This is a genomic window from Cupriavidus sp. Met-2 (genome assembly GCF_049843575.1).
Taxonomy (GTDB): Bacteria; Pseudomonadota; Gammaproteobacteria; order Burkholderiales; family Burkholderiaceae; genus Cupriavidus; species Cupriavidus metallidurans.
Genome location: NZ_JBBHZL010000007.1, coordinates 75,698 through 100,640, shown reverse-complemented (window position 1 = coordinate 100,640; position 24,943 = coordinate 75,698). Strand labels below are relative to the sequence as shown.

Sequence of the window (24,943 nt, the reverse complement as noted above, 5' to 3'; positions counted from 1 at the left end):
CGAATCGCGCTGCGGGCGTGCGGTGGCGCACCGCCGTCACATTGTCAGCGCGGGCGGGTGGGGCGGTTTCATCGGCGGACGTGCAGCCGGGGCGCTAGCGGTGCCGGTACGCAGCGTGTGGCGGCACGCCGCCACGTGGTGGATAGAGTTTCTGGAACTGGGTGGACGTAATGCCCATGCCGCCCTTGTCGTCGATGATCGTCATCTCGTGCCACGCGACGGGCGAGCCCTGAAGACCGGCGAATTCCCTCAACTGCCAGATCCGGCCCGTCTGCGTGTCGAGCAGGAACGGGCCGGTGCGAGTCTGGCCGCTGGCGACGATCTGGAACCGGCCGGGCGCCGCGGCCTCCGCTGGCTGGCCTCCCGGGATGGGCGGCTGAGCGACGGCCCCGGCCCCGGCATTGGATGCGGCGACGGATGCGGCATTGGATGCGGCGGAAACCGGATTGCTGCCGGACGTGGCGGGCGCCGCTGCCTTGGGCTTGTCGCTGCCTCCGCATCCGGTCAAGACCATGAAGGCTGTCGCCATCGACAGAGACAGCATGGAACGTATTGCATCTTGCATACGGGCCTCCCGCGCGCCTGGTGTTGTTCCAGTCATTCCAGCAAGTTTAGGCGCGAGGCCGCGGGCGCGCCAACGCGATATAAGGAATCCGCATAATCGCGCGCGATTTGATTCGTTGTCCGGCCGGTGCGGCTTCCCTACAGTGCAAGGCTTGTGCTTCCCCCAGAGCAAAGACCTGCCATGACGATTGCCACTGCCGACGCCACCGTCGATACCTCCGTCGATACCTCCGCCAACCTCGCCACCGAGTCTTCCACCAGATCCCTTCAGGATTTCGAGATCCGCCCGCTGGGCGCCGCACTGGGTGCGGAAGTCATCGGGGTCGATCTGGGGCGGCCGCTGTCGCATGGTGATTTCCAGCGCATCCATCAGGCGCATCTCGATCATCACGTGCTGGTGTTCCGCGACCAGCGCATCACGCCGGCACAACAGATCGCCTTCAGCCGCCGCTTCGGGCCGCTGCAGATTCACGTGCTGAACCAGTTCCAGTTGCAGGGCTATCCCGAAGTGCTGATCGTCTCGAACGTGATCGAGAACGGCAAGCCGATCGGGCTGGGGGATGCCGGCCACTTCTGGCATTCGGATCTCTCGTACAAGGAGACACCGAGTCTTGGTTCCCTGTTGCACGCACGGGAGTTGCCCGCCGAAGGCGGCGACACGCTTTTCGCCAATATGCACGCCGCATGGGAGAACCTGCCGGAAGCGCTGCAGCGCAAGGTGGCGGATCTCACCGCCGAGCACACGTATCTGGCGCGGTACGCGGAGTTGCAGGCGCGCAGCCCGTGGCGTCCGAACCTGACGCCGGAGCAGATCGCGCAGGTCAAGCCCGTGGTGCATCCGGTGGTCCGCACGCATCCGGAGACCGGGCGTCGCGCGCTGTTCGTCAGCGAGCATTTCACCACGCGCATCGTCGGCCTGCCTGATGCCGAAAGCCGCGCGATCCTCGATGAATTGTTTGCGCACAGCGTGAAGCCCGAGCACGTGTACCGCCATCAGTGGCGCGAGCACGACCTCGTGTTCTGGGACAACCGGTCGCTGCTGCATCTGGCCGCCGGCACGCCCGATCAACTGCGGCGCGTGATGTATCGCACCACGATCGAAGGCGATCAGCCGTTCTGATTCGATTCTCGTTTTTTCACTCCGGCCCCATTTTTCAGGAGTCCATTGCATGTCGCTGTTTTCGTCCGCTTCCACCCTGACCCGTCGCGCCGCCGTTGCCATGCTGACAGCGGGCCTCGCCTTGACTGGCAATGCGCACGCCGAAGGCCGCCTGCGCATTGCCGAGCAGTTCGGCGTGGTCTATCTGCTGCTCAACGTCGCACGTGACCAGCAACTGATCGAGAAACACGGCAAGCAGCAGGGTATCGACGTCAAGGTCGAATGGACGCAGCTTTCCGGTGGCGCGGCGGTCAACGATGCCTTGCTCTCCGGCGCGATCGACATCGCAGGGGCCGGTGTCGGCCCGCTGCTGACGCTGTGGGACCGCACCCAGGGCAAGCAGAACGTGAAGGGCGTGGCGTCGCTTGGCAACTTCCCGTATTACCTGGTCAGCAACAATCCCAAGATCAAGACGATTGCGGATTTCACCGAGAAGGACCGCATCGCGTTGCCGGCGGTGACGGTCTCGGTGCAGTCGCGCGTGCTGCAATATGCCGCTGCCAAGCAGTGGGGTGACAAGGAATTCAACCGGCTCGACAAATGGACCGTGGCGGTGCCGCATCCCGATGCTGCGGCGGCGATCATTGCAGGCGGCACCGAGATCACTGGGCACTTCGGCAACCCGCCGTTCCAGGAGCAGGAACTGGCGGGGAATCCGAACGCACGCGTCGTGCTCAATTCCTACGATGTGCTCGGCGGGCCCAGCTCCGCCACGGTGCTCTACGCGACCGAGAAATTCCGCAGCGAGAACCCGAAAACCTATCGCGCGTTCGTCGATGCGCTGGCCGAAGCCGCCCAGTTCGCAACGAAGAACCCGGAAGCTGCCGCCGATCTGTATATCCGCGTGAACAAGGCGAAGATCGACCGCGCGCTGCTGGTGAAGATCCTGAAGAACCCGCAGGTGCAGTTCAAGGTGACGCCGCAGAATACGTTCGCGCTGGCGGACTTCATGTATCGCGTGGGTGCGATCAAGCATCAGCCGAAGTCGTGGCAGGACTATTTCTTCCAGGACCCGGCAACCGCCGAAGGGAGCTGACATGGCCGAAGGCAATAGCGCGCACCTGCGTGTGGTCGCCAGTCACGAACCGCTGCTGCAGGTGGATGGCGTATCGCTGGAGTACCGCACCGCGCAGCGCGTGGTGCGCGCCACGCATCGCGTGAGCTTCGACGTCCACGCCACGGACCGGTTCGTGCTGCTGGGGCCTTCGGGTTGCGGCAAGTCGACGCTGCTCAAGGCGGTTGCGGGCTTCGTGCCGCCGGCCGAAGGCGAGATCCGGCTCGACGGGCAACGGGTGCAAAAGCCGGGGCCGGACCGCATCGTCGTGTTCCAGGAATTCGACCAGTTGCCGCCGTGGAAGACGGTGCGACAGAACGTGATGTTCCCGCTGCGGCAGGCGCGTGGCATGTCAAAGGCCGAGGCCAACGACGTGGCGCTGCATTTCCTGGACAAGGTGGGGCTCGCGGCCTTTGCCGATGCCTATCCACACACGCTGTCGGGCGGCATGAAGCAGCGGGTGGCGATTGCGCGAGCGCTGGCCATGCGGCCGAAAGTGCTGCTGATGGACGAGCCGTTCGCCGCGCTCGACGCGCTGACGCGCCGCCGGATGCAGGAGGAATTGCTCGCGCTGTGGGACGACGCGGCCTTCACGCTGCTGTTCGTGACCCATTCGATCGAGGAAGCATTGGTGGTCGGCAGCCGCATTCTGCTGCTGTCGCCGCATCCGGGGCGGGTGCGCGCGGAACTCAACAGTCATCAGTTCACGCTGGCCAGCCAGGGCAGCGCGGAATTCCAGACGGCCGCGCACCGCATCCACCGGATGCTGTTCGGCGAACCCGCCACCGTGGAGGATGCGTCGAGCCGCATCGTTCACGCCTGAATCCCCAGATACCCCCAATTCCCGCCCTTCGATTCGAGATGCAAGCGATGAGTACCGCCAATCCCCCGGTTCGCCCCGAGTACGAGCATGTGCTGGCTCCCTTCACGGCCGTGCCGTTGTCGCTGCCGTTGCCGTGGTACCGGCAACTGTGGCAGCAAGGCTGGTTGCGCAAGGCCCTGATCCTGGTGGTGCTGGCCACACTGTGGGAAATCATCGCCCGCGTCCAGGACAACGACCTGCTGCTGCCGACGTTCCTGGCCACAGTGCGGGCGTTCGGCGAAGGCGTCGCCAGTGGCGAACTGCCGGGCAAGGCGGCGGTGTCGTTGACGGTGCTGCTACAGGGCTATGCGGCCGGCATCGTACTGGCCTTCGCGCTCACCACGCTGGCTGCGTCGACGCGTATCGGGCGCGATCTGCTCGACACGCTGACGGCGATGTTCAATCCCCTGCCGGCCATCGCGCTGCTGCCGCTGGCCCTGCTGTGGTTCGGGCTTGGCAGCAAGAGCCTGATCTTCGTGCTGGTGCACTCGGTGCTGTGGCCGCTCGCGCTGAATACGTATGCCGGGTTTTGCGGCGTGCCGGAAACGCTGCGCATGGCGGGGCGTAACTATGGCCTGCGTGGGCTGCGCTTCGTGGTGCTGATCCTGGTGCCCGCAGCGTTGCCGGCCATCCTTTCCGGGCTGAAGATCGGCTGGGCCTTCGCCTGGCGCACGCTGATCGCGGCCGAGCTTGTCTTCGGCGCTTCGTCGGGCAAGGGCGGCCTGGGCTGGTACATCTTCCAGAACCGCAACGAGCTCTATACCGACCGCGTGTTCGCGGGGCTGGCCACGGTGATCCTGATCGGGCTGGCCGTGGAAGGGCTGGTATTCGCCACACTGGAGCGCGTTACCGTCCGGCGCTGGGGGCAGCAGCACTAGTAGCCGCACTCGCAGGCCGCAGTAGCAGTAGCACTGGCAGGCAGGTCTTGCCGTTGTCATGCGAGCGGAGTAACGTACGCGCTCATGACCGCGATCCATCATGCTGCCGCCCAGGGCTTTTCTGCCCAGGCCGATACCTACGCCCGTGGGCGTCCCGAATATCCCGCCGAGCTTTCCGGCTGGCTGCGCGACACGCTTGGCGTGGCACCCGGCAAGAGCGTTGTCGACCTCGGCGCGGGCACCGGCAAGTTCACGCGCCTGCTGGCGCAGACCGGCGCCACGGTGATTGCCGTGGAACCGGTCGATGCCATGCGCGCGCAACTGTCGTCGAAACTGCCGGACGTGCAGGCGCTGGCGGGTAGCGCCGAGTCGATTCCGCTGCCCGACGGCAGCGTCGACGCGGTGGTCTGCGCCCAGGCGTTCCACTGGTTTGCCAACACTGCTGCCGTGCAGGAAATCCGCCGCGTGCTGAAGCCCGGCGGCAAGCTCGGGCTGGTGTGGAATGTCCGCGACGAGTCGGTGGGCTGGGTCGCCAGGCTGACCGAGATCATGACGCCGTTCGAGGGCGATGCGCCGCGCTTCTACAAGGGGGACTGGAAGAAGGTCTTCCCGGCCGATGGCATGGGACCGCTCGGTCTGACACGCTTTGCGTACACCCACAGCGGCGCGCCGGAACAGGTGATCGTCGATCGCGTGATGTCGGTCAGCTTTATCGCGTCGCTGCCGCAGGACCAGCAGGACGCCGTGCGCGCCCGGTTGCGCGAGGTCATTGCCACCGACCCGGCGCTGCAGGGGCACGACGTGGTGTCGTTCCCGTACAGCACCGAAGCGTACTGCTGCGAACGGCTCTGATCGGGTGGCGGTCAGATGACCGTCAGATGAGCATCAGGTGGCCGGCGCCAGCCGGTCGCGATAGCGCGCAGCCAGGACCTGGCTGAGCACCAGCGCCAGCACTGCCGCCAACGCGGCGAACAGGTACACGGCCGGATAGCCGGCGTGCTTCGTGATCAGGCCGGCGACGGGGCCGGTCAGCCCGAGCGAGAAATCGAAGAACAGCGCGTAGGCGCCCAGCGCGGAGCCGCGATTGGTGGCTGGCACGCGCTTGACGGCTTCGATGCCGAGCGACGGAAAGACCAGCGAGAAACCGAAGCCAACCACGGCTGCGCCAGCTAGCGCCTGCCACGGCGCCTGGGCCAGCCACAGCATCGCCAGACCCGCTGCCTCCACCGCGAACGACACCAGCGCCACCGGATAACCGCCGAAGCGCGTGATGCTGTCGGCCATGATCAGCCGCGTCAGGACGAAGCAGGTGCCGAGCGCGGTCAGCGCCAGCGCGGCATGATCCCAGCCATGCCCCGCGTAGTAGAGCGTGATGAAGGCCGTGATCGCGCCAAAGCCGACCGAGCCAAGCCCGAGGCACAGGCCGAACGGTGACATCGCGCGGAATACGCTACGGAAGGGCAACCGCTCGCCCTTGAGGATTGGCACGGCGGCTTGGCGGCGCGCCAGCAGCCACGAGGCGCCGGCGATGACTGACGTCACGATGCCGATCGCGGTCAGGCCACCGTGGCCGGCCAGCAGCACGCCCACGGGCGCGCCCACCGCCAGCGCGCCGTAGGTGGTGACGCCATTCCAGGAAATCACTTTTGCCGTATGGCGCGCGCCCACGCTGCCGATGCCCCAGGCGATGGTGCCGGTGGTCACCAGGCTCTCGCCCGCGCCCAGCATCAGGCGGCTCGACAGCAGCCAGCCCAGCGCGAGCCAGTCGTTGCCCGCGAACTGCGCGGCGACCAGCATCAGCAAGCCGCTGCCCGCGCACAGCAGCAGGCCCGTCAGCACCGAGCGCTTCGGCCCTTTCATGTCGCACAGGCTGCCGGCCCACGGGCGGCTCAGCAGCGTGGCCAGATACTGGATGCTGACCGCCAGACCCGCCAGTACCGCGCTATAGCCAAGGTCGCCATGCACGAAGCCGGGCACCACGGCGATCGGCAGGCCGACGCTGAGATATGCGATGAAGTTGAAGACAACGATGCCAAGTATGCGGCGAGTCACATTACCGGAGGCGAGATCGCCATGCGGTGGCGTGGCCTCGGGGGAAAGCGGGGTGGTCATTCGGTGCGGGGCGCGATTGGACGGGGATACAGGCCGGGTCCGGGTCGTGTATCAGGTACGACAACATAGGGAAAACCCGGGAGCGGCAATCATACCGGGAATGGGCGCGGTCCGTGCGGCGTGTTGGCGTGCAGATTGACATTGATTTTGCCGTTCTATACCGTGGACGCCCGTTCCATGCCACGTCCTCGACGCTTTCTCCATGCCCCGCAAAGCCGCCCAACTCTCCGAAGCCGACAAGCACGCCGCTGAAGGTGGTGCCGTCGCCGTGGATCGGGCGTTGTTCGTGCTGTCGGCTTTCCGGGAAGGCGACGGGACGTTGGGTCTGGCCGAACTCGCGCAACGCAGCGGCCTGTACAAGAGCACGCTGCTGCGGCTGCTGGCGTCGCTGGAGCACGCGCGGCTGATCCAGCGTCATACGGATGGACGCTATGGGCTCGGCCCCGAGATCGCACGGCTTAATGCGGTCTACGCGGCGTCGTTCTCGCTCGAGCAGGTCGTGTTGCCGGCGTTGCGCGAACTGGTGCGCACCACGCGCGAATCGGCCGCGTTCCACATCCAGCAGGGGGAACACCGGCTCTGCCTTTATCGCGTGGACTCCCCGCAGCCGGTGCGCGACCACATTCGTGCCGGCGATCTGCTGCCGCTCAATCGCGGCGCCGGCGGCCGTGTGCTGCGCGCTTTCGCCGGCGCGCGCGGAGAGATTTATCAGCGTATCCGTGACGAAGGCGTAATCGCGCTGGTGGGCGACCGCAGCCCCGACATCGCGGGCGTGTCGTCGCCGGTGTTCGGGCCCGGTGGGGAATTGAAGGGCGCCTTGACGCTGACCTGCCCGACGCCGCGCTTCTCCGAATCGTTCCGCGAACAGGTACTCGATGCCGCGCGGCGGCTGACGCAGGCGCTTGGCGGGATTTTCCCGGAGGTCGTCGAAGCCGCCGGACCCTCATCCTCGGCGGCAACTGCCCCGCAGGACGACTGAGCATCCCCCGGCTTGTCGGGGGTGCCGCTCGGTGACCCGCGCGGGATAAGATGCGTGCTTTCGTGCCGACGATAGCAACAGGGGCTACCCGTCAAGGGTAAACCTCGACAAGCGGCAGCCGCCCCCGGTAGCTTTAGAGGATTCGACTCCCGTGCACCTGGCCCAGCAGACCATCCTGGTCGTGATGATGGTGGTTTTCTCCAGCACGCTCGTCATGGCGGCGGGGCTGGTGCTCGCGCTGCGCGCCAATGAGGCTGGCCGCCTGTGGGCCGTCGGGCATGTGATCGCCTCGGGCGCGGGGCTGGTCATCGCGGCCAGCGCAAGCGCCGGATCGGCGGAACTCGGCGCGCTCGGCGCCGGTGCCTATGTGTTTGGCCGCCTGACGATCTACCGGGGTGTGCGCGTCTACTACGGCATGTCCGAACACGCGGCGCTGCTGCACGGTGTCGGCTTCGTGACGCTGGTGCTGCTGATGCTGCTGACCGGCCTGCCCGATGGCAGCAGGCTCGTGCATGGCCTCGCGTACGGCTTGCTGGCCCTGATCTCGTTTTTCACTGTCATCACCATGCTGCGCAGCGCGCGCGGCCGCAGGAGCATCGGCAGCCCGCTGGTGCTGGCCTCCCACCTGGTGCTGCTGATCTCGCAGGTGGCGGCGCTGAGCTACGGGGCGACATTCAAGGGTTTCGAGGTCACGCCTTTCTTCCTGCAGCCCGAAGGCTCGGTCTGGCCGCTGGCGCCGCTGGTGGCCGTGTTGCTGGGCCTGTTCGGTTTCTGCCTGATGTCGATGGAGCAGATCATCGCGCGCAACGAGAGCGGCGCGCGTACCGATGCGCTGACCGGGCTGCTCAATCGCGGCGCGCTCGACATGCTGGCCATCAGCATGATCGCGCGCTGGCAGCGCAACGGCGAGGCGCTGTCGTGCCTCGTGATCGACGTCGACTATTTCAAGCTGGTCAACGACACGCACGGCCACCATGCCGGTGACAACGTGCTGCGTGAAATCGCGACGGCGCTAGACAATTCGCGGCGCGCGTCGGATATTGCCGCGCGCTACGGTGGCGAGGAGTTTTGCATCCTCTGTCCGCATACGGACGAGCACCAGGCCACTGCGCTGGCCAATCGTATTCTGCGGAAGGTGAGGGCGATCGAACTGCCCGGCGCGGGCGGTCATGCCAGCGTCAGCATCGGCGTGGCCGAGCTGCGCGGCGGGCCCTCGAGCCGTGAGGGCCTGTGGCGCAGCCTGTTCGCCACGGCGGACCGCGCGCTCTATCAGGCCAAGCAGCGCGGCCGCGACCAGTTCATGCTGGCGTCCAGCATGATCGAAGAGACACCGGTCGGCGACGCGCTGCAATCGGTGACCGAGCCGCAGATGATTGTTTGACGGCGGATACCCAGGCGGGCCCGGTGGATACCTGGGCCGCCCTTATGTCGCTCTTAAGCCGTCCTTATGCCGTCCTTATACCGCCCCGCCATCCACCGGCACATCCCGTTGCGGCTGCCCGTCGTACGACCAGATGAACTGGCGCGGAATCGGCCCCTTGTTGCGGCCGCCCTGCTGGGTTTGCTCCCACGCATGAGACAGGATGCCCACCGAGCGCGACAGGCAGAATAGCCCGCGTGCCAGCGGCGCCGGAAAGCCGAGTTCCGCGTAGATGACAGCGGTCGCGCCGTCGATGTTCATCGGGATCGGCTTGTCGCGTCCCGCGCCGAGCGCCTTTTCCACCGCGCGGGCAATCGCCGCGTAACGGCCGGACACCACGCCATCGTCGGCAGCCTGATCCACCAACGCCAGCAGGCGCGGCGCGCGCGGGTCGAGCGGATGGAAGCGATGGCCGAAGCCCGAGACGAACTTGCCGTGCAGGTCGCGATAGTGGGCCAGGCCAGCGGCCACGGCATCATCGAACGGCGTGCCGGCGTCGAAGCGGCGCGCGATGTCCTGATAGAGTTCCACCGCCTGCTCGCCGGCGCCGCCGTGCACATCGCCCAGCACGTTGACCGCCGAGGCCATCGCATTGTTCAGCCCCACGCCGCAGGTGGCGGCCATGCGGGCGATGGCGATGCTGGGTGCCTGCGGGCCGTGGTCGACGGCGGCCATCAGCGCCGCGTCGAGCAGTTCGCCTTCGCGCTTGCCCGGCAGCTCGCCGCGCAGCATCAGCCAGATCATCTGCGCGAACGACACATTGCCGATCAACTGCTCGATCGGGTAGCCGCGATAGCGGATCTCGCCCGGCTTCATGTCAATGATCTCGGTGCGCCACCAGTCCTGCGAAGCCTGCTGGCCGGCGTCGATCGTTTCGTTCGTGGCGCTCATAGCGCGCGCTCCTGTTTGAGGGTGTCGATGGCGGCGGCGTCATAGCCGAGTTCGCCGAGGATGTCGTCGGTATGCTCGCCAAGTTGCGGCGGAGGCGTGTCCACGGACGGGGCCTGCCCGTTGACCTTGAAACCGGTGCGCAGCAGGCGGATGTCGCGACCCACGCCAGGCACGTTTTCGAACGCGCCGATCATGCCGCGGTCGCGCACCTGCGGAAGTGCGAGCGTGTCCGGCACCTTCAGCACCGGCCCGGCCGGCACGCCAGCCTCATTGAGCAGTTGCCACCAGTCGGTGGCGGACTTCTTCGCCAGTTCCGCTTCCAGTTCGGCGGTCAGCGCCGCGCGGTTCGCCAGGCGCGACTGGCGCTCGGCAAAGCGCGGGTCGGTCGCGAGCTCGGGGCGGCCCACCACGCGGCACACCGCTTCGAACTGCTCCTGCTTGTTGGCCGCGATATTGAGCGGGCCGTCGCCAGTGCGGAACGTGCCAGACGGGCTCGCTGTCATGTTCTCGTTGCCCATCGGGGCAGGGTCCTTGCCCGCCACCAGATGGTTGGAAACCACCCAGCCCATCGTGACCAGCGTGGCTTCCAGCATCGATACGTCGAGGAAGTAGCCTTCCGTGCGTTCGGTATCGGCCAGCGAGGCGGCGATGGAAAAGGCCGCGGTCATGCCGCCGATGGTGTCGGAGACGGGATAACCGACGCGATACGGCGCGGTCTGCGGGTCGCCGGTGATGCTCATCACGCCTGCCATGCCCTGGATGATCTGGTCATAGGCCGGCAGGTCGGAGAGCGGCCCATCCTGGCCGAATCCGGAGATCGCGCAGTAGATCAGGCGCGGGTTCACCAGCTTGAGTTCGTCGTAGCCCAGGCCCAGGCGCGTCATCACGCCGGGGCGGAAGTTCTCGACAACGACGTCGGCGCTCTGCACCAGCTTGCGGAAGACTTCCTTGCCGCGCGCGTGCTTGAGGTTGATCGTGATCGAGCGCTTGCCGGGGTTCTGCGCCAGGAACGAGACGCCCATCAGCTTGCGGTTCAGCTCGGCATCGGCGCCAAGCTGACGTGCGAGGTCGCCCGTGCCGGGCGTTTCCACCTTGATCACCTCAGCCCCCATGTGGGCGAGCTGGTGGCAGCAGAAGGGCCCGGCCAGCACGTTGGTGAGGTCGAGCACGCGGATATTGCGAAGCGGCTTTTGCATGAGGGGTATGTGGGTCCGGCCAGGCATGTTGTTGGTCTTATTCAACGCGAGCGCCGGAGTCTCGCACGATCGTGCCCCAGCGCGTGTGCTCGCTCTTGATGAACGTGGCGAGGTCCGCCGCGGAGCCGCCGCGCGGTTCGCTACCTTCGTCACGCAGTCTGGCGATCGTATCCGCATCCTTGAGCGCCTTGTTCACTTCCGCGTTCAGGCGGGCGATCACGTCGGCCGGTGTGCCGGCGGGTGCCACCAGTGCCTTCCAGTCCTCGGCCTGGAAGCCCGCGTAGCCCTGCTCCGCGACGGTGGGCACATTCGGCAGCAGCGCCACGCGCTTGACCGACGTCACGCCTAGCGCGCGCAGCTTGCCAGCCTTGAGCATCGGCATGGCGATCGGCGGCGTGGCGAAGTAGAAGTCGGTCTGGCCGCCCATCAGGTCGGTCAGCGCGGGCGATGCGCCCTTGTATGGCACATGCAGCGCCTTGAAGCCGGCACGGCGCTGGAACATCTCGCCGGTCAGGTGGCCCACGGTGCCGGTGCCCGCTGACGCCATCGACAGTTGCTTGGTCTTGGCCGCGGCCACGAGGTCAGCCAGCGTCTTGTAGGGCGAGTCCTGTCGCACGATCAGCACCACGGGCTGCGCGGCCACCAGGGCCACGGGCGTGAAATCCGTGACCGCGTTGTACGGCATCTTCGGGTAGAGCGTCGGGTTGATGGCGAGGTTGGCGGTCTGGCCCATGCCGATCGTGTAGCCATCCGGGCGTGCCTTGGCCACGGCGTCGAGGCCGATGTTGCCGCCGGCGCCGGCGCGGTTTTCCACCACCACCGTCCAGTGCGTGGCGGTGCCAATCTTGTTGAAGACCAGACGCGATAGCACGTCGGTGCCGCCTGCCGGCGGGAACGGCACGACCAGGCGGATCGGCTGAGCCGGATAGGCATCGGCGGCAAACGCGGACGCACCCGGCAGGGCGGCGATGGCCGCCATGGCGATCAGGCCGTGCACGAGGGTGCGGCGTCGCGAGGAGGCCGGGCGGGTCGGGTGGATCTTGTTCATGCTGAGGTCTCCGATTTCTAATGTTCTATAGAACAGAACATCGATCTTAAGAAAGGAATGAAACGGAGGATAGGAGGGGGGCGACGGACTGTCAAGTCATGGTGGATGACAGGCGGTGGCGGGATGTCAGGCCGCAGCGCGCGGGTGTGATCCTGACCTGGATGGGAATTTGAACGGCTTGCCGTCTCCCCGGCCCGCTCTGGCGCTGCGGGAGATGGGAAAAAAACAGCGGGTGTTTTGATGGGCGTGGGTGTGCTCCCCTCACCCGCGATGGCGCGAGAGGGGAAGGGGGAGGGCGAAAAGACGGGAGGGCGGCGTCAGGCCGCCGCGAGTGCGGTCAATGCGAAGCCAGCGCCGACAGCGTGTCGGGCGGCAGATAGCGCGGACTTTGCCGCTGAAGCATCGCGCCCCAGCCGCAGCAGGCCGCCAAGTTGATGCGGAGCCTTGAGCAGGCCGAAGATGATTGCGCCGATGTCGGTGCTGCCATCGGCCGCCATGCCGGCCACGGCTAGCGGGGGCACGGGACGGTCGGCAGGGTCGATCACCACGCGCAGCGCGGCGAACGGAATATGGTGGGTCTGGGCGGCCAGTGCGGCGATGTGGGATTCCATGTCCACGGCCAAGGCGCCGTGGGATTCGTGCAGCGCGGTCTTGTCGGTCACCGTGGTGACCGGGGTATCGGAGCCAGCCAGCAGGCCACACACGGCCTGAGGCAGGGCGCGGCGAAGCGCCGCTGTCCAGTACGGGTCGGTCGAGTAGGACGTGTCGCCCGCCCGCACGGCGGTGGCGACGATCACGGTGCCCGGCGGCAGCGTGGGATCGAGCCCGCCGGCTACGCCGAAGCTGATGACGCCGTCGCAGCCTTGCGCCAGCTGGGCCAGCCGGGCGTCAAGCACACGCGCCAATGCCGCATCGCGATGCCCGTAGAGCGTTTCCACGCCCGGTCCCGACGCGATGCGCGCCTCGAAATCCATCCCGCTGACTGCCAGTACCGCCACGACTTCAGAGCCCCCAGGAGATGGCGCGATTGCCATCGCGCAGCAGGTTGCGGAAGCGCGCCAGTGCCCAGAGCGGGAAGAAGCGCGAATAGCCGTGGTAGCGCAGATAGAACACGCGAGGGAAACCCACCGCCGTGAAGTACGGCTCGTCCCAGAAACCATGGCTGGCCTGCGTGCGCAGCAGGTACTCGACGCCGCGCACCAGGGCGGGGTGGTCGCCTGCGCCGGCGGCCATCAGGCCGAGCATGGCCCAGGCGGTTTGCGATGCTGTGCTCGGCGCCTTTTCATAGCCACGATACTCGAGCTTGTAGCTGTCGCCCGACTCGCCCCAGCCGCCATCCTCGTTCTGGATCGACAGCAGCCATTGGGCCGCGCGCTTCATCTCGGGCGCGTCCGTGCCGATGCCGGCGGCGTTCAGCCCGCACAGCGCGCTCCACGTGCCATAGATATAGTTGGTACCCCAGCGGCCAAACCAGCTTCCGTCGGCCTCTTGTTCGTCGAGCAGGTAGCGCAGCGCGCGCGCGGCCGGCTCGCTGTTGGCCGGCATCTGGCCTAGCTGGCACAGCATCGCCAGACAACGCGCGGACACGTCGGCCGTGGGCGGATCGAGCAGCGCGCCGTGATCGGCGAACGGGATGTTGTTCAGGTAAAGGTGCGTGTTCTCGGGTTCGAACGCGCCCCAGCCACCGTTGCTGCTTTGCATGCCGACGATCCACTCGCAGGCGCGGGATACGGCCTCGTCATAACGGTTGGAGCGGTCGCCCTTGTCCACCCGGTCCATCGCGGCAGCCACCACGGCGGTGTCGTCCACGTCGGGGTAGTGAGGGTTGGCGTACTGGAAAGCCCAGCCGCCCGGGCGGACGTTGGGACGGCGCACCGTCCAGTCGCCGCGCAGTTCGAGTTCCTGCAGCGGCAGCAGCCAGTCCAGCCCGCGTGCCGCAGCCGCGATCGTGCGCGGCTCGCCGACTTCCAGCAAGGCATGGGCGGCCAGCGACGTATCCCAGACCGGCGACAGGCATGGCTGGCAGTAAGCCTCGTCATCCTTGACCACGAGCAGCTTGTCGATCGAGCGGCGGGCGATGGCCCGGTTCGGGTCGCTCTCGGGCACGCCGAGCACGTCGAACATCAGCACTGAGTTGACCATCGCCGGGAAGATCGCGCCGAGGCCGTCTTCGCCGTTCAGCCGTTCGACCGTGAATTCACGCGCGCGCTCGATGGCCCGCTGGCGCAGGCCACGCGGGAACAGTGGCTCGGCCATGCGCACCACGGCGTCGAGCGTGCGGAACACGCCGACCCATAGCGGGCTCTGGTGCGGCGCGCGGCGCGGCAGGCGGGTGGCCTGGCACGGGCGCACGAACAATTCGTCGATGCCGATCTTGCGCGGATTGCGCGCCTGCGGACGCAGGCTGTTGAGCACCAGCAGCGGCACGATGACCGTGCGGGCCCAGTACGACACCTTCGACAGATGGAACGGAAACCACTCGGGCAGCAGCATGATCTCCACCGGCATCATCGGCACCGCCTGCCACGGCATCACGCCGTACAGCGCGAGCAGCGTGCGCGTGAATACGTTGCTGGCCTCGGCGCCGCCCATCGCGTGGATCGCGGCGCGCGCGCGGCGCATGTGTTCGGCTTCCGGGTTGTCGCCGGCCATCTTCAGCGCGAAGTAGCCCTTCACGCTGGCACTGATGTCCGAGGCGCCGGCGTGGAACAGCGGCCAGCCGCCATCGGCGTTCTGGATGCGGCGCAGGTAGTTGGCGATCTTGCCTTCCAGTACCAGATCCGGCGTCTCGCCGAGGTAGTGGACCATCAGGATGTACTCGGCCGGAATCGTGGCGTCGGCTTCGAGTTCGTAGACCCAGTGGCCATCGGACTGCTGTTGCGCCAGCAGGGATTCGACGGCATGGGCGATGCCGGCATCGAGCGGATCGGGCAGGGCCGGCTGGGCAGGGCGACGGGCGCTGGTGGTCAGCGTTTCATCCTGGGGGCGGGTTATTGTTGCGGCCTGGTTCATCTAAATCGGGGGCACTTCTCTGTTCTGGGCACGCGGCAATGGCCGCGTGCCTTGGCTAAATACAAGGCGGGCAAATCATGCGATGGCATGTCGGAGCAGAATCCAGACCAGCTTTGCCTTGGGCACGCGCACGCGCGCGCGCGGCGGTTGCCAGCCACGGGCCAGCAGGCGGGTCAGGATGCCGTGATAGACATCGGACATGATGCGCGGCGAACGCACCACGCGCGCCGGGCAGCGCGCCATGATCGCGGCGGAGGCATCGTAGTGAGCCTGAGCATCGCGCGCGATGCCGGTGCAGACCTCGGCGATCGCGGGGTGATGGATGACGTCGTATGGCTTGCCGACGGGAATGCCGGCGGCGGCCAGGGCCTCGGCCGGCAGGTACAGACGGCCGATCTCGGCGTCCTCGTCGAGGTCGCGCAGGATGTTGGTCAGCTGCAGCGCGCGGCCAAGGTGATGCGCCAGCGCGATGCCGGGTGCTTCGTCCAGGCCGAACACGCGCACGGCCAGGCGGCCGACGGCGCTGGCCACGCGGTCGCAGTAGGTGTCCAGCGTGGCGGCATCCGGCGCGACGATCGTGGCGACGACGTCCATGATCATGCCGTCGATGACGTCGGAAAAATCCTGCTGCTGGAGATTGAACGCCTTGATCTGCTCGTCGAGCGGGCGCAGCGCCGCAGGCGCCTGGCCTGCATAGCAGGCGGCGATGTCGGCGCGCCACTGTTCCAGCGCGGCGAGGCGGTCGGCGTGCTGGGTGTCGCCATCGGCGATGTCGTCCACGGCGCGGCAAAACGCGTAGATCTCGAACATGGCCTGCCGCTGCGAAGCGGGCAGGATGCGCATGGCCGCATGGAACGAGCTTCCGGATGACACGGCGGGTCCGGCGATCGGCCCGCCTGGCGTTGCGATTTCAGTACCGGCCACGGGTTTCCTCGGCACGCATTGTCAAATACCTTCCAGCGGGGCAGCCAGCGGGTGGCGCCCCGGGAACGGCAGAATTTGGGGGGATTCGAAGTCGGGCGATTATAGCAACTTCATCGCGCCGGGGGATTTGTGACGTTATCACCATAACGCGGGTATGGTACGCCGCGTGCCGGGGTGGTGGTGGTCTGGTCGATGACCCGTTCTACGTCGGGCACTTCGCGCAGCGCGCCCAGGAAACCCTTCCGGTCGAAATCCGCGGCCACGCAGCCCTGCACGGTCAGCCAGCGGCCCCGCACCATGATCCAGAGCGAGCTTTGCTGCCAGGCGGGCATCGTGTGCCGCAGCGTATCGAGCCGACGCCGCAGGGCCTCGGCAATTTCCTGGTCGTACTGGTAAGCGTTGGCCAGCCTGCAACGGCCTTCCATATAGCAGTGGTTACCTTCCTCGATGCGGTGGTGCGCCTCGCGTTTCCAATCCGCCTCGGTAATGCGCGGGCCCGCCGGTTCGGGGCAATTGGCGATCGCCTGCGAGATTTGCAGGAAGGGGTCGTTGCCGAAGTTGCGGGTCGTCTGTCCAAGTGCCATTTGCGCCGCGCATATCGTCATGGCCATTAGTGTCGCCAAGTGAATTGCCACGCGCAAAAAACACCGCGATGACCGAACGTCATCAATGCAATACATTATCTGCCCTGTGGAAAGCCCAGAAAGCAGAAAGCCCCGCCGGAGCGGGGCTTCCCAGGCAAGATAAACTGCCCGGTGATCCAGTTAGATAGCCTGGATCTTCGTGGCCTGTTCGCCCTTCTGGCCCATAGCCTTAACGTAGCGAACCTTCTGACCTTCCTTCAGCGACTTGAAGCCATTGCCTTCAATCGCCGAGAAGTGTGCGAACAGGTCATTGCCGCCTGCGTCCGGCGTGATGAAGCCGAAGCCCTTGGCGTCGTTGAACCACTTAACGGTACCGGTTTCCATATGTCTATCCAACCTCGAATTTCAAATGGGCGTAATTGCCCGACCAAGCATGTCGCTCACAACGAACCGGAGCAAAACGCTACAGGCCGGCGCACATGCGAGCAGCCATTTTGACTGTTTTTTTCTGGCTGTCAATCGGACCATGCCCCTAATGGTGTTTCGGCATACAAACAGCAGATATTAAATTCTTCTACATCCATTCCGGATTTGTCTGACATCAGGGTGCCTTCAGCGATGTTATGTCAGTCATTGCGGGCGTGGCGGTACCGGCAGTCGTTACATATTCGTAAGGCACGAGTGTGAGATATCACACAGTTGCCCACAGTCGCCATGCGGACAATCACACCGCAATACCTCAAATGGGCCAGATGCCGGAATAAAAATCCTGAGAGGTATGGTTATCCCGTATGCCAGAACCGAGAAACTTGTGGTCCAGGCGAGCGTAGTGGCGGCAGACATCTGCATTTTTACCACCCGGTGTAACATCTGCTTACCGATTCCCCTGTGGTCAAGGGGCACGCGGGTTGAATCGTGCCAAATGTCGTACCTATGACATGGCTTGTCGGGCACAATTTTTGACAATCTATTTCAAACGGATGGCCTAGGATCCACCTGCTCGCAAATTAGGAAAAATCCTATATAAAAGTGCTGCATAGAGCATAATGCAGGCTTAGGCATCGTCCGAGATGCGGGTCATGCATGCGAGCGGGGCCTGCGCGCCGCCATCGGCAACCGTCATAACAGCAGCGGACTTTAAGCCAGTGAAGCAATTACAGCGATGGATTCGGGGACTTTTCGAGGAGAGGGATGGGCCGACGGGCCGCTCGCGATCCGGTGCGTGGCGTGTAGTGATGGCCGTGATTGCCATTGTGGCAGCCGGTGTAGGGCTTGTGCTTGGCACGCTGACGCCGTCGACCGCGGCGCTGGCGCAGTCACCGGCGCCAGCGCGCGTCGCGCCGAGCGTGGCATTTCACTATGGCGCCCGGCCGCCCGTGGACATGCTGCAGGCCTTCGACGTGGCCGTCGTGGAGCCCGATAGCGGCTTCGATCCGCGTAGCGCCAGAACGCCGAACACCGCCTGGTTCGCATATGTCAGCGTCGGCGAAGTCCTGCCGAGCCGCGCGTACTTCAAGGACATCCCCCAGGCCTGGCTTTCCGGCAGCAATGACGCATGGAACGCCAGAGTCGTCGATCAGGCCGCCGACGGCTGGCCTGCCTTCTATGTCGACAAAGTAATCACGCCGCTGTGGGAACGCGGCTATCGCGGCTTTTTCCTCGATACGCTCGATTCGTACCATCTCGTGGCCAAGACCGACGCCGACCGCGCGCGTCAGGAAGCCGGCATGGTGCGTGTGCTCCAGGCAATCAAGGCACGCTATCCAGACGCGAAGCTGCTGTTCAACCGTGGCTTTGAGATTCTGCCCCAGGTGCATTCGCTGGCCTACGGCGTGGTGTTTGAATCGCTGTTCCGCGGCTGGAACCAGGCGCAAGGCACGTACACCGAAGTCAGTCAGCAGGACCGTGACTGGTTGCTTAACCAGGCGCGCATCGTCCGCGAGCAGTACGGCCTGCCCGTGATCTCGATCGACTACTGCCCGCCCACCGACGCCCAATGCCGACGCGACACCGCGCGTCGCATCGGCGCGCTGGGCATCACTCCTTATGTCACCGATTCCGGGCTGCAGACCGTGGGCGTCGGGTCGTTCGAGGTCATGCCGCGCCGCGTGCTGGTGGTGCAGGAAAACGAACTCGATGTTTCCATCGACGACAGCGTCGGCGTGCGTTTCCTGTCGATGCCGCTCAACTATCTGGGCTACCGCGTCGATTTCGCGGAAACGCGCGACACGTTGCCGGAGATCACTCCCGACCGCTATGCCGGCGTGGTGGTCTGGACCAACGGCAATATCCGCCAGAACCCGGGCCGCTTCTACGCCTGGGCGGAGAAACAGATCCGCCAGGGCATCCCCGTGGCCTTCATGAATGGGTTTGGCGCGCAGCCCGACGGGGCGCTGGCACGGATGCTGGACCTGAAGGCAGTCAAGGGCCGCACCTCGGGCGACGTCCAGATCCTGTCGCAGGACAAGATGATGGGCTTCGAGCAGCAGGTGGCCCCGGACCGTGCCGATGCGGTGCCGGTGCAGATACGCGATGGCGCGGCGAACACGCGCACGCTGCTGCGCCTGCGCTCGGGCACGCTGACGTATGACGCCGCCGCGATCACGGCCTGGGGCGGCTATGTGATGGGCCCCTACGCCGTGCGGCAGAACACGCCCAAGGGGCAGGACCGCTGGATCGTGCAGCCGATCGACTTCCTGCGCGAGGCATTGCGCCTGCCGTTGATGCCGGTCCCGGATCCCACCACCGAAAGCGGCCGCCGGCTGCTGACCATCCATATCGATGGCGATGGGTTTGCCTCGAAGGCTGAGATTCCCGGTGGCGGTTATTCGGGCGAGGTGCTGTTCCGCGAGATCTTCGACCGGTACCGCCTGCCGATGACGATGTCCGTGATCGAAGGCGAGGTCGGCAAAAGCGGCATGTATCCGAAGCTGGCACCGGAACTGGAGCCGATTGCCCGCAAGATCTTCGCGCAGCCGTATGTCGAGGTGGCCAGCCATACCTATTCGCATCCGTTCGAATGGGGCCGGACCGTGCCGGGACAGGAGAGTAACGCCAGGATCATCGAGGGCGATGACACCTATCACCTGGCAATTCCGGGCTACAAGATGGACCTGAACCGTGAAATCGGCGGCTCGATCGATTACATCAACAAGGTGCTGTCGCCGAGCAAGCCGGTGAAGCTGGTGTTGTGGCCCGGCGACTGCCAGGCCCCGCCCGAGGCGCTCAAGCTGACCGAAGCCGCTGGCGTGCTGAACATGAATGGCGGCGACACACTGATCACGCGCAGCAATCCGACCTGGACCGCCATCGCTCCGCTGGGCATCCACAAGGCGGATCACACGTTCCAGGTGTTCGCGACCAACCAGAACGAGAACGTCTATACGAACCTGTGGCATGGGCCGTACTACGGCTTCGAGCGCGTGATCGAAACGTTCGAGATGACGGAGAAGCCGTACCGCTTCAAGGCGGTGAACATCTACTACCACAGCTACTCGGGTACCAAGGTGGCATCGCTGAAGGCGCTGCGCAAGGTCTATGACTACGTGCTGACGCAGAACTTGCTGCCGATGCATTCCACCGACTACGTGCTCAAGGTGATCGACTGGCAGGGGATGGCCGTGGCCCGCGAGTTGGGCGATGGCGCCGACGGTGCGCCGGCCAGTGGCGCGTGGCGCGTGCGGGGCGATGGCAACCTGCGCAATCTGCGTTGGACGGGCGCGGGCGTCCCCGACGTGGTCACCGCAACCGGCGTCACGGGTTCGTCGCCGGCGCCGGGCGGCGGCGTCTACGTGCATCTGGATGGCGGCAACGCGCGCTTCCGTTTCGTACCCACGGCCACGCAGTCGGTGCCGGAACTGCCCGAGGCCAACGGTCTCGTGCGCGACTGGCGCCGCGATGGCAATGTCACCCGCTTTACCTTCGCCGGCTACTACAAGCCGTTCTTCCGGCTCGCCAACGCGGGCCAGTGCAGTGTTTCCATCGATGGCAAGCCAGTAACCGGTGTGCGCGATCGCAATACGCTGCGTTTCGATACCCCGGCGGTCAATGATCCGATCCATGTCCAGCAACAAGTCGAAGTCCGCTGCGGCGCCTGAGCGCGAGCGGCTGTTGCCGCCGGCGCTGGTTCTGACCTTTACCGCGATCGTGGGGGTTGGGCTGGCGCTGATGTTCCCGCGCGAGACCCTGCGTGAGCGCCTGCTTGGTCAGGGGCGGGCCGTCGATGGCCTGACCGTGGCCTATCTCGAGGCGTGGTCGCGTGTGGCGCCCAACGATACGAACTTCATGAGCGTGCTGGCCGAACAGTACGCCCGTAGTGGTCGGCTGGATGATGCCGAAACGATGCTCGAACGCATGTTGGCGGTGAAGGGCCAGGACCTGACGGGCCAGATCCTGCGCACGCGCATCGAGATCACGCAGCAGCGCGCCTATGCGGCCCAGCCGGATTCTGCCGAGCGCGCGGAGCGTCTGGCGATGATGGACGGCCTGCTCAAGGACGCCACCACCCCGGAGATGCTGCGTGCCTGGTCGGTGGCCGACCTGCAGACGCTGGCCACGCAGTCGCGCCAGGTCGGCAATGCGGCTGCGGCCGTGAAGCTCTTCCGCGAACTCAGCGTGCGCGACCCGGCCAACGTGGATTTCTATAATCGCCAGCTTGCCGGCATCGCCCTGGCGGGCGGCAACTATCGCGATTCCGCTCGCGCGTTGTTCGAGGCGCAGGCCCGCGCGAAGAATCTCTACGAGCAGCGCACGCTGTTCCTGCAGGCCCTGCAAACACTGCAGGCCGGCAACCTGCTCGATGAAGCGCTGGCCGAAGCCGAGCGCCACGGTGGAAAGCTGCTCGATGACGCCGAGGTACTGCGCTATCTGACCAGACTGGCGCTGGCGGCGAACAAGCCGGATATCGCGGCGAAGTATGTAGAGCGCCTGCTCAAGCTGTCGGCCAATCGGCCGACGAAGAGCACGCAGCTCGCACAGGCCGAACGGCAGCGGAACCTTCGCCGGGTCTCCGATACCGAACCGTGGCTCGCGCGCGGCGTTGTGTTTCTCGACGGTCCGCACGGCCTTGCCTTGCGCGAGCAGGTGGGCGAATTCGGCCTGCGTCGTGTGGCTGCGGAAGCGATCCCGGCGTCTGGCGTCGTGACGAAGCCGGCCACCCGCGACATCACGCAGGCTGAGGCCCAGGAGACGGCCAAGGCAGAAGTGGCCACGGCTGTCGCCAATGGCAAGACGTTCAATCCCGACGATTACGACCTGGCCTACCGCGTGTTCCTGGCTGCGGGCAAGCTCGATCAGGCCCAGCGCGTGGCGCAGACGGCCGTGGACAAGTTGCCCAACGACGCCGTCTGGCGCGAGCGTCTGGCGCAGGTGGCCGAATGGAATCGCCAGCCAATGGTCGCGCTGCAAAGCTGGCTCAAGTATGCGCAGGAGACCAACGACGAACGCGCCTGGAACAACGTGATGCGGCTGGCGCCGGGCCTCAACGACGACCGCGCCTATCTGGCGGCATTGCGGCATCGTGCGGCGGGCGGCGACCTGAAGACGATCGACGAGGTCGTCGCGGCCTACGAGCGGCTCGGCGAGCCGGAGGCCGGCATGGCATTCCTCGACGGGCTCGCCAACGGGCCGAACGGGCGTCAGGTGATGGAGCGCAATGCCGAACTGGCCGAGCGCGCCGGCAAGGACGACCGCGCGTTCGAGCTCTACGGCCAACTGGAGAAGCGCTTCGGCGCGCGCCCGCTCTACGCGCTCAAACGCGCCAACATACTGTTCGTGCGCGGCCGGCTGGATCAGGCGATGGACGCGATGCTGCCCGCGCGCGACAAGGCCGGCACGCAGGACCTGCTCTATTGGCGCACGTACACCCAGCTTGCTCGCCTGACGCAGCGGGACGATCTGCTCAAGGAGGGCTATCGCCAGATGATGATCTCAATGGCCAAGAGCCATGACGATCACTGCATGGCGATGCCGCCCGGTGCGGCCCGCAACGATTGCCTGGCCGAAGTTCGCGACACCGAGGACGATGATTTCGCGAACCTGATCGAGTACTACGATCGCTGGCCGATCGACGCCGGCCGCATCGCAGAGGCAGGCTGGCGCAAGAACGGCAAGCTCGATGAGCTTCAGTTGGCGATGTACTACTACACGCGCGCGCACGCTTATATCCGCATCGAGCAGATGCTGGCCAGCCTGACTCCCGAGCAGACGCGACAGGCCGAATCGTCGGCGGGCTTCCTGATGCGTCGCGCCGAGTACTGGCGCGCGACCGGTAACCACGAACGCGCGCTTGCCGATCTGCGTCATGCCATCGGGCAGGCCGATGCCGATAGCGAAACCTACGGCGCATTGCTGTGGGCACTCGTCGACATGGGTACCGACACCGAGGTGCGCGCGGTGATGCTGCGGCTGAAGCCAGAGGCGGAGAATGATCCGAGCCTCTGGGGCGCCTACGCGGCAGGCGCGATGCGCTTCCAGGACGGCCGCACCGCCTTGCACTTCCTGCGAAAGATGCAGCGTGGCAAGAGCGCCGATCCGCTCTGGCTCGGTGTGACCGCCGATGCCTGCGAGGCTATCGGCCAGACCGATCTGGCCTGGCGTATCCGCCGGGAGGCATGGGTCGAGCTGCATCGTACGTGGGCCGTGGGTGGCGCGAAGTGGGCCGAGGAAAGCGCCGGCGACGAGTATGCCGATGAAGACGAAGAAGATGCGCAGGGCCGTCCGGCACGCTCGGATCTCCGTAGGCAGATGATCGCGCTTGGGCAGATCTTTGCCTCGGCCGATGTGTCGCGTGGACTCGTCGTCGAGATGCTGCGGCGCGATCGCGAAAGCGTCGCCGCGCGCCAGGCCGCGCCCAGCGATCCAAAATCGCCCTCGCAGCTCGGCAACGTGCCGGGTCTGTCCCCGCTCGAAGTGACGCCGCCGCCGGCGCTGGTGGAACGCGAACGGCGCAGACAGGCGCAGCTTACGGCCGCCAGTCGCGAGGTGGCGCTGGCCTGGGCGATGTCGTCGGAGTCGAACGAACTCGCGCGAGCCTGGCTGGCCCGTCAGTACGCCGAGCGGCTGCAGCGGCCCGCGTATGCCGAGATTGCGATTGCGCTCGACGACAACGACATGGACAAACTCGACCGGATCATGGAGCGCAAGGCCGGGAAGGTGCCTGTGCTGAGCCAGATCGAGGTCAATCGCCAGCTCGACCGGCTTGCCGCCGCCCAGACCCAGGCGTTTGAAACGCAGGAGCTGGCGCGCACCGATGACTCGCTGCAGCAGACACTGCAGGACGCACTGTTGTTCAACGCCCAGGCAATCGAGCCGCGCGCGTCGTACCAGCGTCAGAATCCGCTGGAGTTCTACGAGTACAGCCTGGCCGGTGGTGCCCGGCTTTGGGACGGCTATGCGCTGAACCTGCGCGGCGTGTTCCGCGATCAACGCTCGACCGACCGTACTGCGCTCGACAACGTGCCTGGCAGCGACCGTCGCGCCGAATTGGCGTTGACCTACCGCGACACCCAGAAACTCTGGCTGCTGGGCGTGGGGCGTCGCGACGGCCTGCAGAGCTTCACCACGGCGCGGCTGACTGGCGCGTGGAACCTGGAGGATCGGGTGTCTTTCACTGGCCGGCTCGGCTACAACCAGCAGGCGGACGAATCGGCGCAACTACGTGTGGGCGGCATGAAGGACCTGGTCGAACTGGGCGCGACATGGCGGCTGGGGCTGCGCGAGTTCATTCGCGGACGGATCGAGTACGACCGTTTCTACGGGCAGGACCGCAGTTCGCTGGGGCACGGCATGGTCTACGACGTGGAGGCCGGCTATCGCATTCGCACGCAGTATCCCGACTACACGGTCCGCATCGTCGGCACGCGCGGCATTTACAACACCAACGGCGGCGCGCTGACGCCCACGATGCAGCGGCTGGTGCCGGCCGGTGGCGACGCGACGCCTGCGTTCTACATGCCGCAGAACTTCACGCAGGCAGGTGTGCTGTTCGGCTTTGGCACCGAACTGCTCGACGACTACACGCGCAAGTGGCGGCCCTTCCTGGACGTTGGGGCGCTCTACGACTCGCGCGCGGGGCACAACTTCCGCGGCCAGCTTGGCATGGCTGGCTCGGTGTTCGGCAACGACCACATGTCGATGTACGTGCTGCATGAAACCGCGTCCCGCAACGGCGGCACGCCGCTGACAGAAGTGGGTTTGCGATATCGCTGGCTCTACTGATAGTGAATACTGATGATCGAGTTCTTGAGAGTAACGAGGGGGA

At 65.9% G+C, this 24,943-nt stretch carries 19 protein-coding genes; 9 read left to right on the top strand and 10 right to left on the bottom strand.

The window, feature by feature from the left end; translation table 11 throughout:
• Nucleotides 1-94: 94 nt before the first annotated feature.
• Nucleotides 95-565, bottom strand: a complete 471-nt coding sequence (locus WD006_RS16565) for a hypothetical protein (RefSeq protein WP_011518626.1) — start codon at nt 563-565, stop codon at nt 95-97.
• A 180-nt stretch (nt 566-745) separates the two neighbouring features.
• Here WD006_RS16565 and WD006_RS16560 point away from each other — a divergent pair, with 180 nt between their 5' ends.
• The 5 genes from WD006_RS16560 (at nt 746) to WD006_RS16540 (ending at nt 5,369) form a co-directional block, all read left to right on the top strand.
• Nucleotides 746-1,684 (top strand): TauD/TfdA dioxygenase family protein, encoded by a 939-nt coding sequence (locus WD006_RS16560; protein WP_029309380.1) that lies wholly within the window; start codon nt 746-748, stop codon nt 1,682-1,684.
• 49 nt (nt 1,685-1,733) lie between these two features.
• Nucleotides 1,734-2,759 carry an ABC transporter substrate-binding protein gene (locus tag WD006_RS16555; RefSeq protein ID WP_029309381.1) on the top strand — a complete coding sequence of 342 codons (1,026 nt, stop codon included), beginning with the start codon at nt 1,734-1,736 and terminating at the stop codon, nt 2,757-2,759.
• Nucleotide 2,760: 1 nt separating this feature from the next.
• Nucleotides 2,761-3,600, top strand: coding sequence for an ABC transporter ATP-binding protein (locus WD006_RS16550; RefSeq protein ID WP_029309382.1), 840 nt, complete (start codon nt 2,761-2,763; stop codon nt 3,598-3,600).
• A 47-nt stretch (nt 3,601-3,647) separates the two neighbouring features.
• Entirely contained in the window at nt 3,648-4,517 is an 870-nt protein-coding gene (locus WD006_RS16545; RefSeq protein WP_029309383.1) for an ABC transporter permease, read from the top strand.
• Between the two features lie 84 nt (nt 4,518-4,601).
• Entirely contained in the window at nt 4,602-5,369 is a 768-nt protein-coding gene (locus WD006_RS16540; RefSeq protein WP_011518632.1) for a class I SAM-dependent methyltransferase, read from the top strand.
• Between the two features lie 33 nt (nt 5,370-5,402).
• Here the strand turns inward: WD006_RS16540 and WD006_RS16535 are convergent, their stop codons facing one another.
• On the bottom strand, nt 5,403-6,629 hold the full coding sequence (locus WD006_RS16535; protein WP_011518633.1) for an MFS transporter: 1,227 nt from the start codon (nt 6,627-6,629) through the stop codon (nt 5,403-5,405).
• Between the two features lie 202 nt (nt 6,630-6,831).
• Between WD006_RS16535 and WD006_RS16530 the strand changes: the two genes are divergently transcribed.
• Together WD006_RS16530 and WD006_RS16525 are read left to right on the top strand one after the other, a co-directional pair.
• A complete protein-coding gene (locus WD006_RS16530; protein ID WP_011518634.1) occupies nt 6,832-7,608 on the top strand; it encodes an IclR family transcriptional regulator in 777 nt (258 codons plus the stop codon).
• 151 nt (nt 7,609-7,759) lie between these two features.
• Nucleotides 7,760-8,989 carry a GGDEF domain-containing protein gene (locus WD006_RS16525; RefSeq protein ID WP_029309384.1) on the top strand — a complete coding sequence of 410 codons (1,230 nt, stop codon included), beginning with the start codon at nt 7,760-7,762 and terminating at the stop codon, nt 8,987-8,989.
• Between the two features lie 75 nt (nt 8,990-9,064).
• Here the strand turns inward: WD006_RS16525 and WD006_RS16520 are convergent, their stop codons facing one another.
• The 8 genes from WD006_RS16520 to WD006_RS16485 all read right to left on the bottom strand — a co-directional run bounded on the left by WD006_RS16520 (nt 9,065) and on the right by WD006_RS16485 (nt 17,067).
• Nucleotides 9,065-9,919, bottom strand: coding sequence for a citryl-CoA lyase (locus WD006_RS16520; protein ID WP_029309385.1), 855 nt, complete (start codon nt 9,917-9,919; stop codon nt 9,065-9,067).
• Complete coding sequence (locus WD006_RS16515; RefSeq protein ID WP_008650915.1) at nt 9,916-11,115, bottom strand: CaiB/BaiF CoA transferase family protein; 1,200 nt, start codon at nt 11,113-11,115, stop codon at nt 9,916-9,918. Before WD006_RS16515 ends, WD006_RS16520 begins: the two co-directional genes overlap by 4 nt.
• Nucleotides 11,116-11,152: 37 nt before the next feature.
• A complete protein-coding gene (locus tag WD006_RS16510; protein ID WP_029309386.1) occupies nt 11,153-12,163 on the bottom strand; it encodes a Bug family tripartite tricarboxylate transporter substrate binding protein in 1,011 nt (336 codons plus the stop codon).
• Between the two features lie 317 nt (nt 12,164-12,480).
• Nucleotides 12,481-13,137 carry a phosphorylase gene (locus tag WD006_RS16505; protein WP_029309387.1) on the bottom strand — a complete coding sequence of 219 codons (657 nt, stop codon included), beginning with the start codon at nt 13,135-13,137 and terminating at the stop codon, nt 12,481-12,483.
• A 28-nt stretch (nt 13,138-13,165) separates the two neighbouring features.
• Nucleotides 13,166-15,175: a squalene--hopene cyclase gene (shc, locus tag WD006_RS16500; RefSeq protein ID WP_029309388.1), complete on the bottom strand. Its 2,010-nt coding sequence runs from the start codon at nt 15,173-15,175 to the stop codon at nt 13,166-13,168.
• 75 nt (nt 15,176-15,250) lie between these two features.
• The gene (gene hpnD / locus WD006_RS16495; protein ID WP_011518641.1) at nt 15,251-16,099 is read right to left on the bottom strand and encodes a presqualene diphosphate synthase HpnD; all 849 of its coding nucleotides are present in this window, start codon (nt 16,097-16,099) and stop codon (nt 15,251-15,253) included.
• Between the two features lie 110 nt (nt 16,100-16,209).
• Entirely contained in the window at nt 16,210-16,683 is a 474-nt protein-coding gene (locus WD006_RS16490; RefSeq protein ID WP_224443859.1) for a BON domain-containing protein, read from the bottom strand.
• A gap of 180 nt (nt 16,684-16,863) precedes the next feature.
• Nucleotides 16,864-17,067, bottom strand: a complete 204-nt coding sequence (locus tag WD006_RS16485) for a cold-shock protein (protein ID WP_008650922.1) — start codon at nt 17,065-17,067, stop codon at nt 16,864-16,866.
• A gap of 851 nt (nt 17,068-17,918) precedes the next feature.
• Here WD006_RS16485 and WD006_RS16480 point away from each other — a divergent pair.
• Nucleotides 17,919-20,780: a bifunctional glycoside hydrolase 114/ polysaccharide deacetylase family protein gene (locus WD006_RS16480; protein ID WP_029309390.1), complete on the top strand. Its 2,862-nt coding sequence runs from the start codon at nt 17,919-17,921 to the stop codon at nt 20,778-20,780.
• Entirely contained in the window at nt 20,743-24,900 is a 4,158-nt protein-coding gene (locus WD006_RS16475) for a tetratricopeptide repeat protein (RefSeq protein WP_029309391.1), read from the top strand. Before WD006_RS16480 ends, WD006_RS16475 begins: the two co-directional genes overlap by 38 nt.
• Nucleotides 24,901-24,943 lie beyond the last annotated feature (43 nt).

Bases quoted from the DNA above. Each gene is read 5' to 3' on its own strand.
- WD006_RS16565 (WP_011518626.1), bottom strand. From the start codon at position 565: ATGCAAGATGCAATACGTTCCATGCTGTCTCTGTCGATGGCGACAGCC.
- WD006_RS16560 (WP_029309380.1), top strand. From the start codon at position 746: ATGACGATTGCCACTGCCGACGCCACCGTCGATACCTCCGTCGATACC.
- WD006_RS16555 (WP_029309381.1), top strand. From the start codon at position 1,734: ATGTCGCTGTTTTCGTCCGCTTCCACCCTGACCCGTCGCGCCGCCGTT.
- WD006_RS16550 (WP_029309382.1), top strand. From the start codon at position 2,761: ATGGCCGAAGGCAATAGCGCGCACCTGCGTGTGGTCGCCAGTCACGAA.
- WD006_RS16545 (WP_029309383.1), top strand. From the start codon at position 3,648: ATGAGTACCGCCAATCCCCCGGTTCGCCCCGAGTACGAGCATGTGCTG.
- WD006_RS16540 (WP_011518632.1), top strand. From the start codon at position 4,602: ATGACCGCGATCCATCATGCTGCCGCCCAGGGCTTTTCTGCCCAGGCC.
- WD006_RS16535 (WP_011518633.1), bottom strand. From the start codon at position 6,629: ATGACCACCCCGCTTTCCCCCGAGGCCACGCCACCGCATGGCGATCTC.
- WD006_RS16530 (WP_011518634.1), top strand. From the start codon at position 6,832: ATGCCCCGCAAAGCCGCCCAACTCTCCGAAGCCGACAAGCACGCCGCT.
- WD006_RS16520 (WP_029309385.1), bottom strand. From the start codon at position 9,919: ATGAGCGCCACGAACGAAACGATCGACGCCGGCCAGCAGGCTTCGCAG.
- WD006_RS16515 (WP_008650915.1), bottom strand. From the start codon at position 11,115: ATGCAAAAGCCGCTTCGCAATATCCGCGTGCTCGACCTCACCAACGTG.
- WD006_RS16510 (WP_029309386.1), bottom strand. From the start codon at position 12,163: ATGAACAAGATCCACCCGACCCGCCCGGCCTCCTCGCGACGCCGCACC.
- WD006_RS16505 (WP_029309387.1), bottom strand. From the start codon at position 13,137: ATGGATTTCGAGGCGCGCATCGCGTCGGGACCGGGCGTGGAAACGCTC.
- shc (WP_029309388.1), bottom strand. From the start codon at position 15,175: ATGAACCAGGCCGCAACAATAACCCGCCCCCAGGATGAAACGCTGACC.
- WD006_RS16490 (WP_224443859.1), bottom strand. From the start codon at position 16,683: ATGGCACTTGGACAGACGACCCGCAACTTCGGCAACGACCCCTTCCTG.
- WD006_RS16485 (WP_008650922.1), bottom strand. From the start codon at position 17,067: ATGGAAACCGGTACCGTTAAGTGGTTCAACGACGCCAAGGGCTTCGGC.
- WD006_RS16480 (WP_029309390.1), top strand. From the start codon at position 17,919: ATGGCCGTGATTGCCATTGTGGCAGCCGGTGTAGGGCTTGTGCTTGGC.
- WD006_RS16475 (WP_029309391.1), top strand. From the start codon at position 20,743: ATGTCCAGCAACAAGTCGAAGTCCGCTGCGGCGCCTGAGCGCGAGCGG.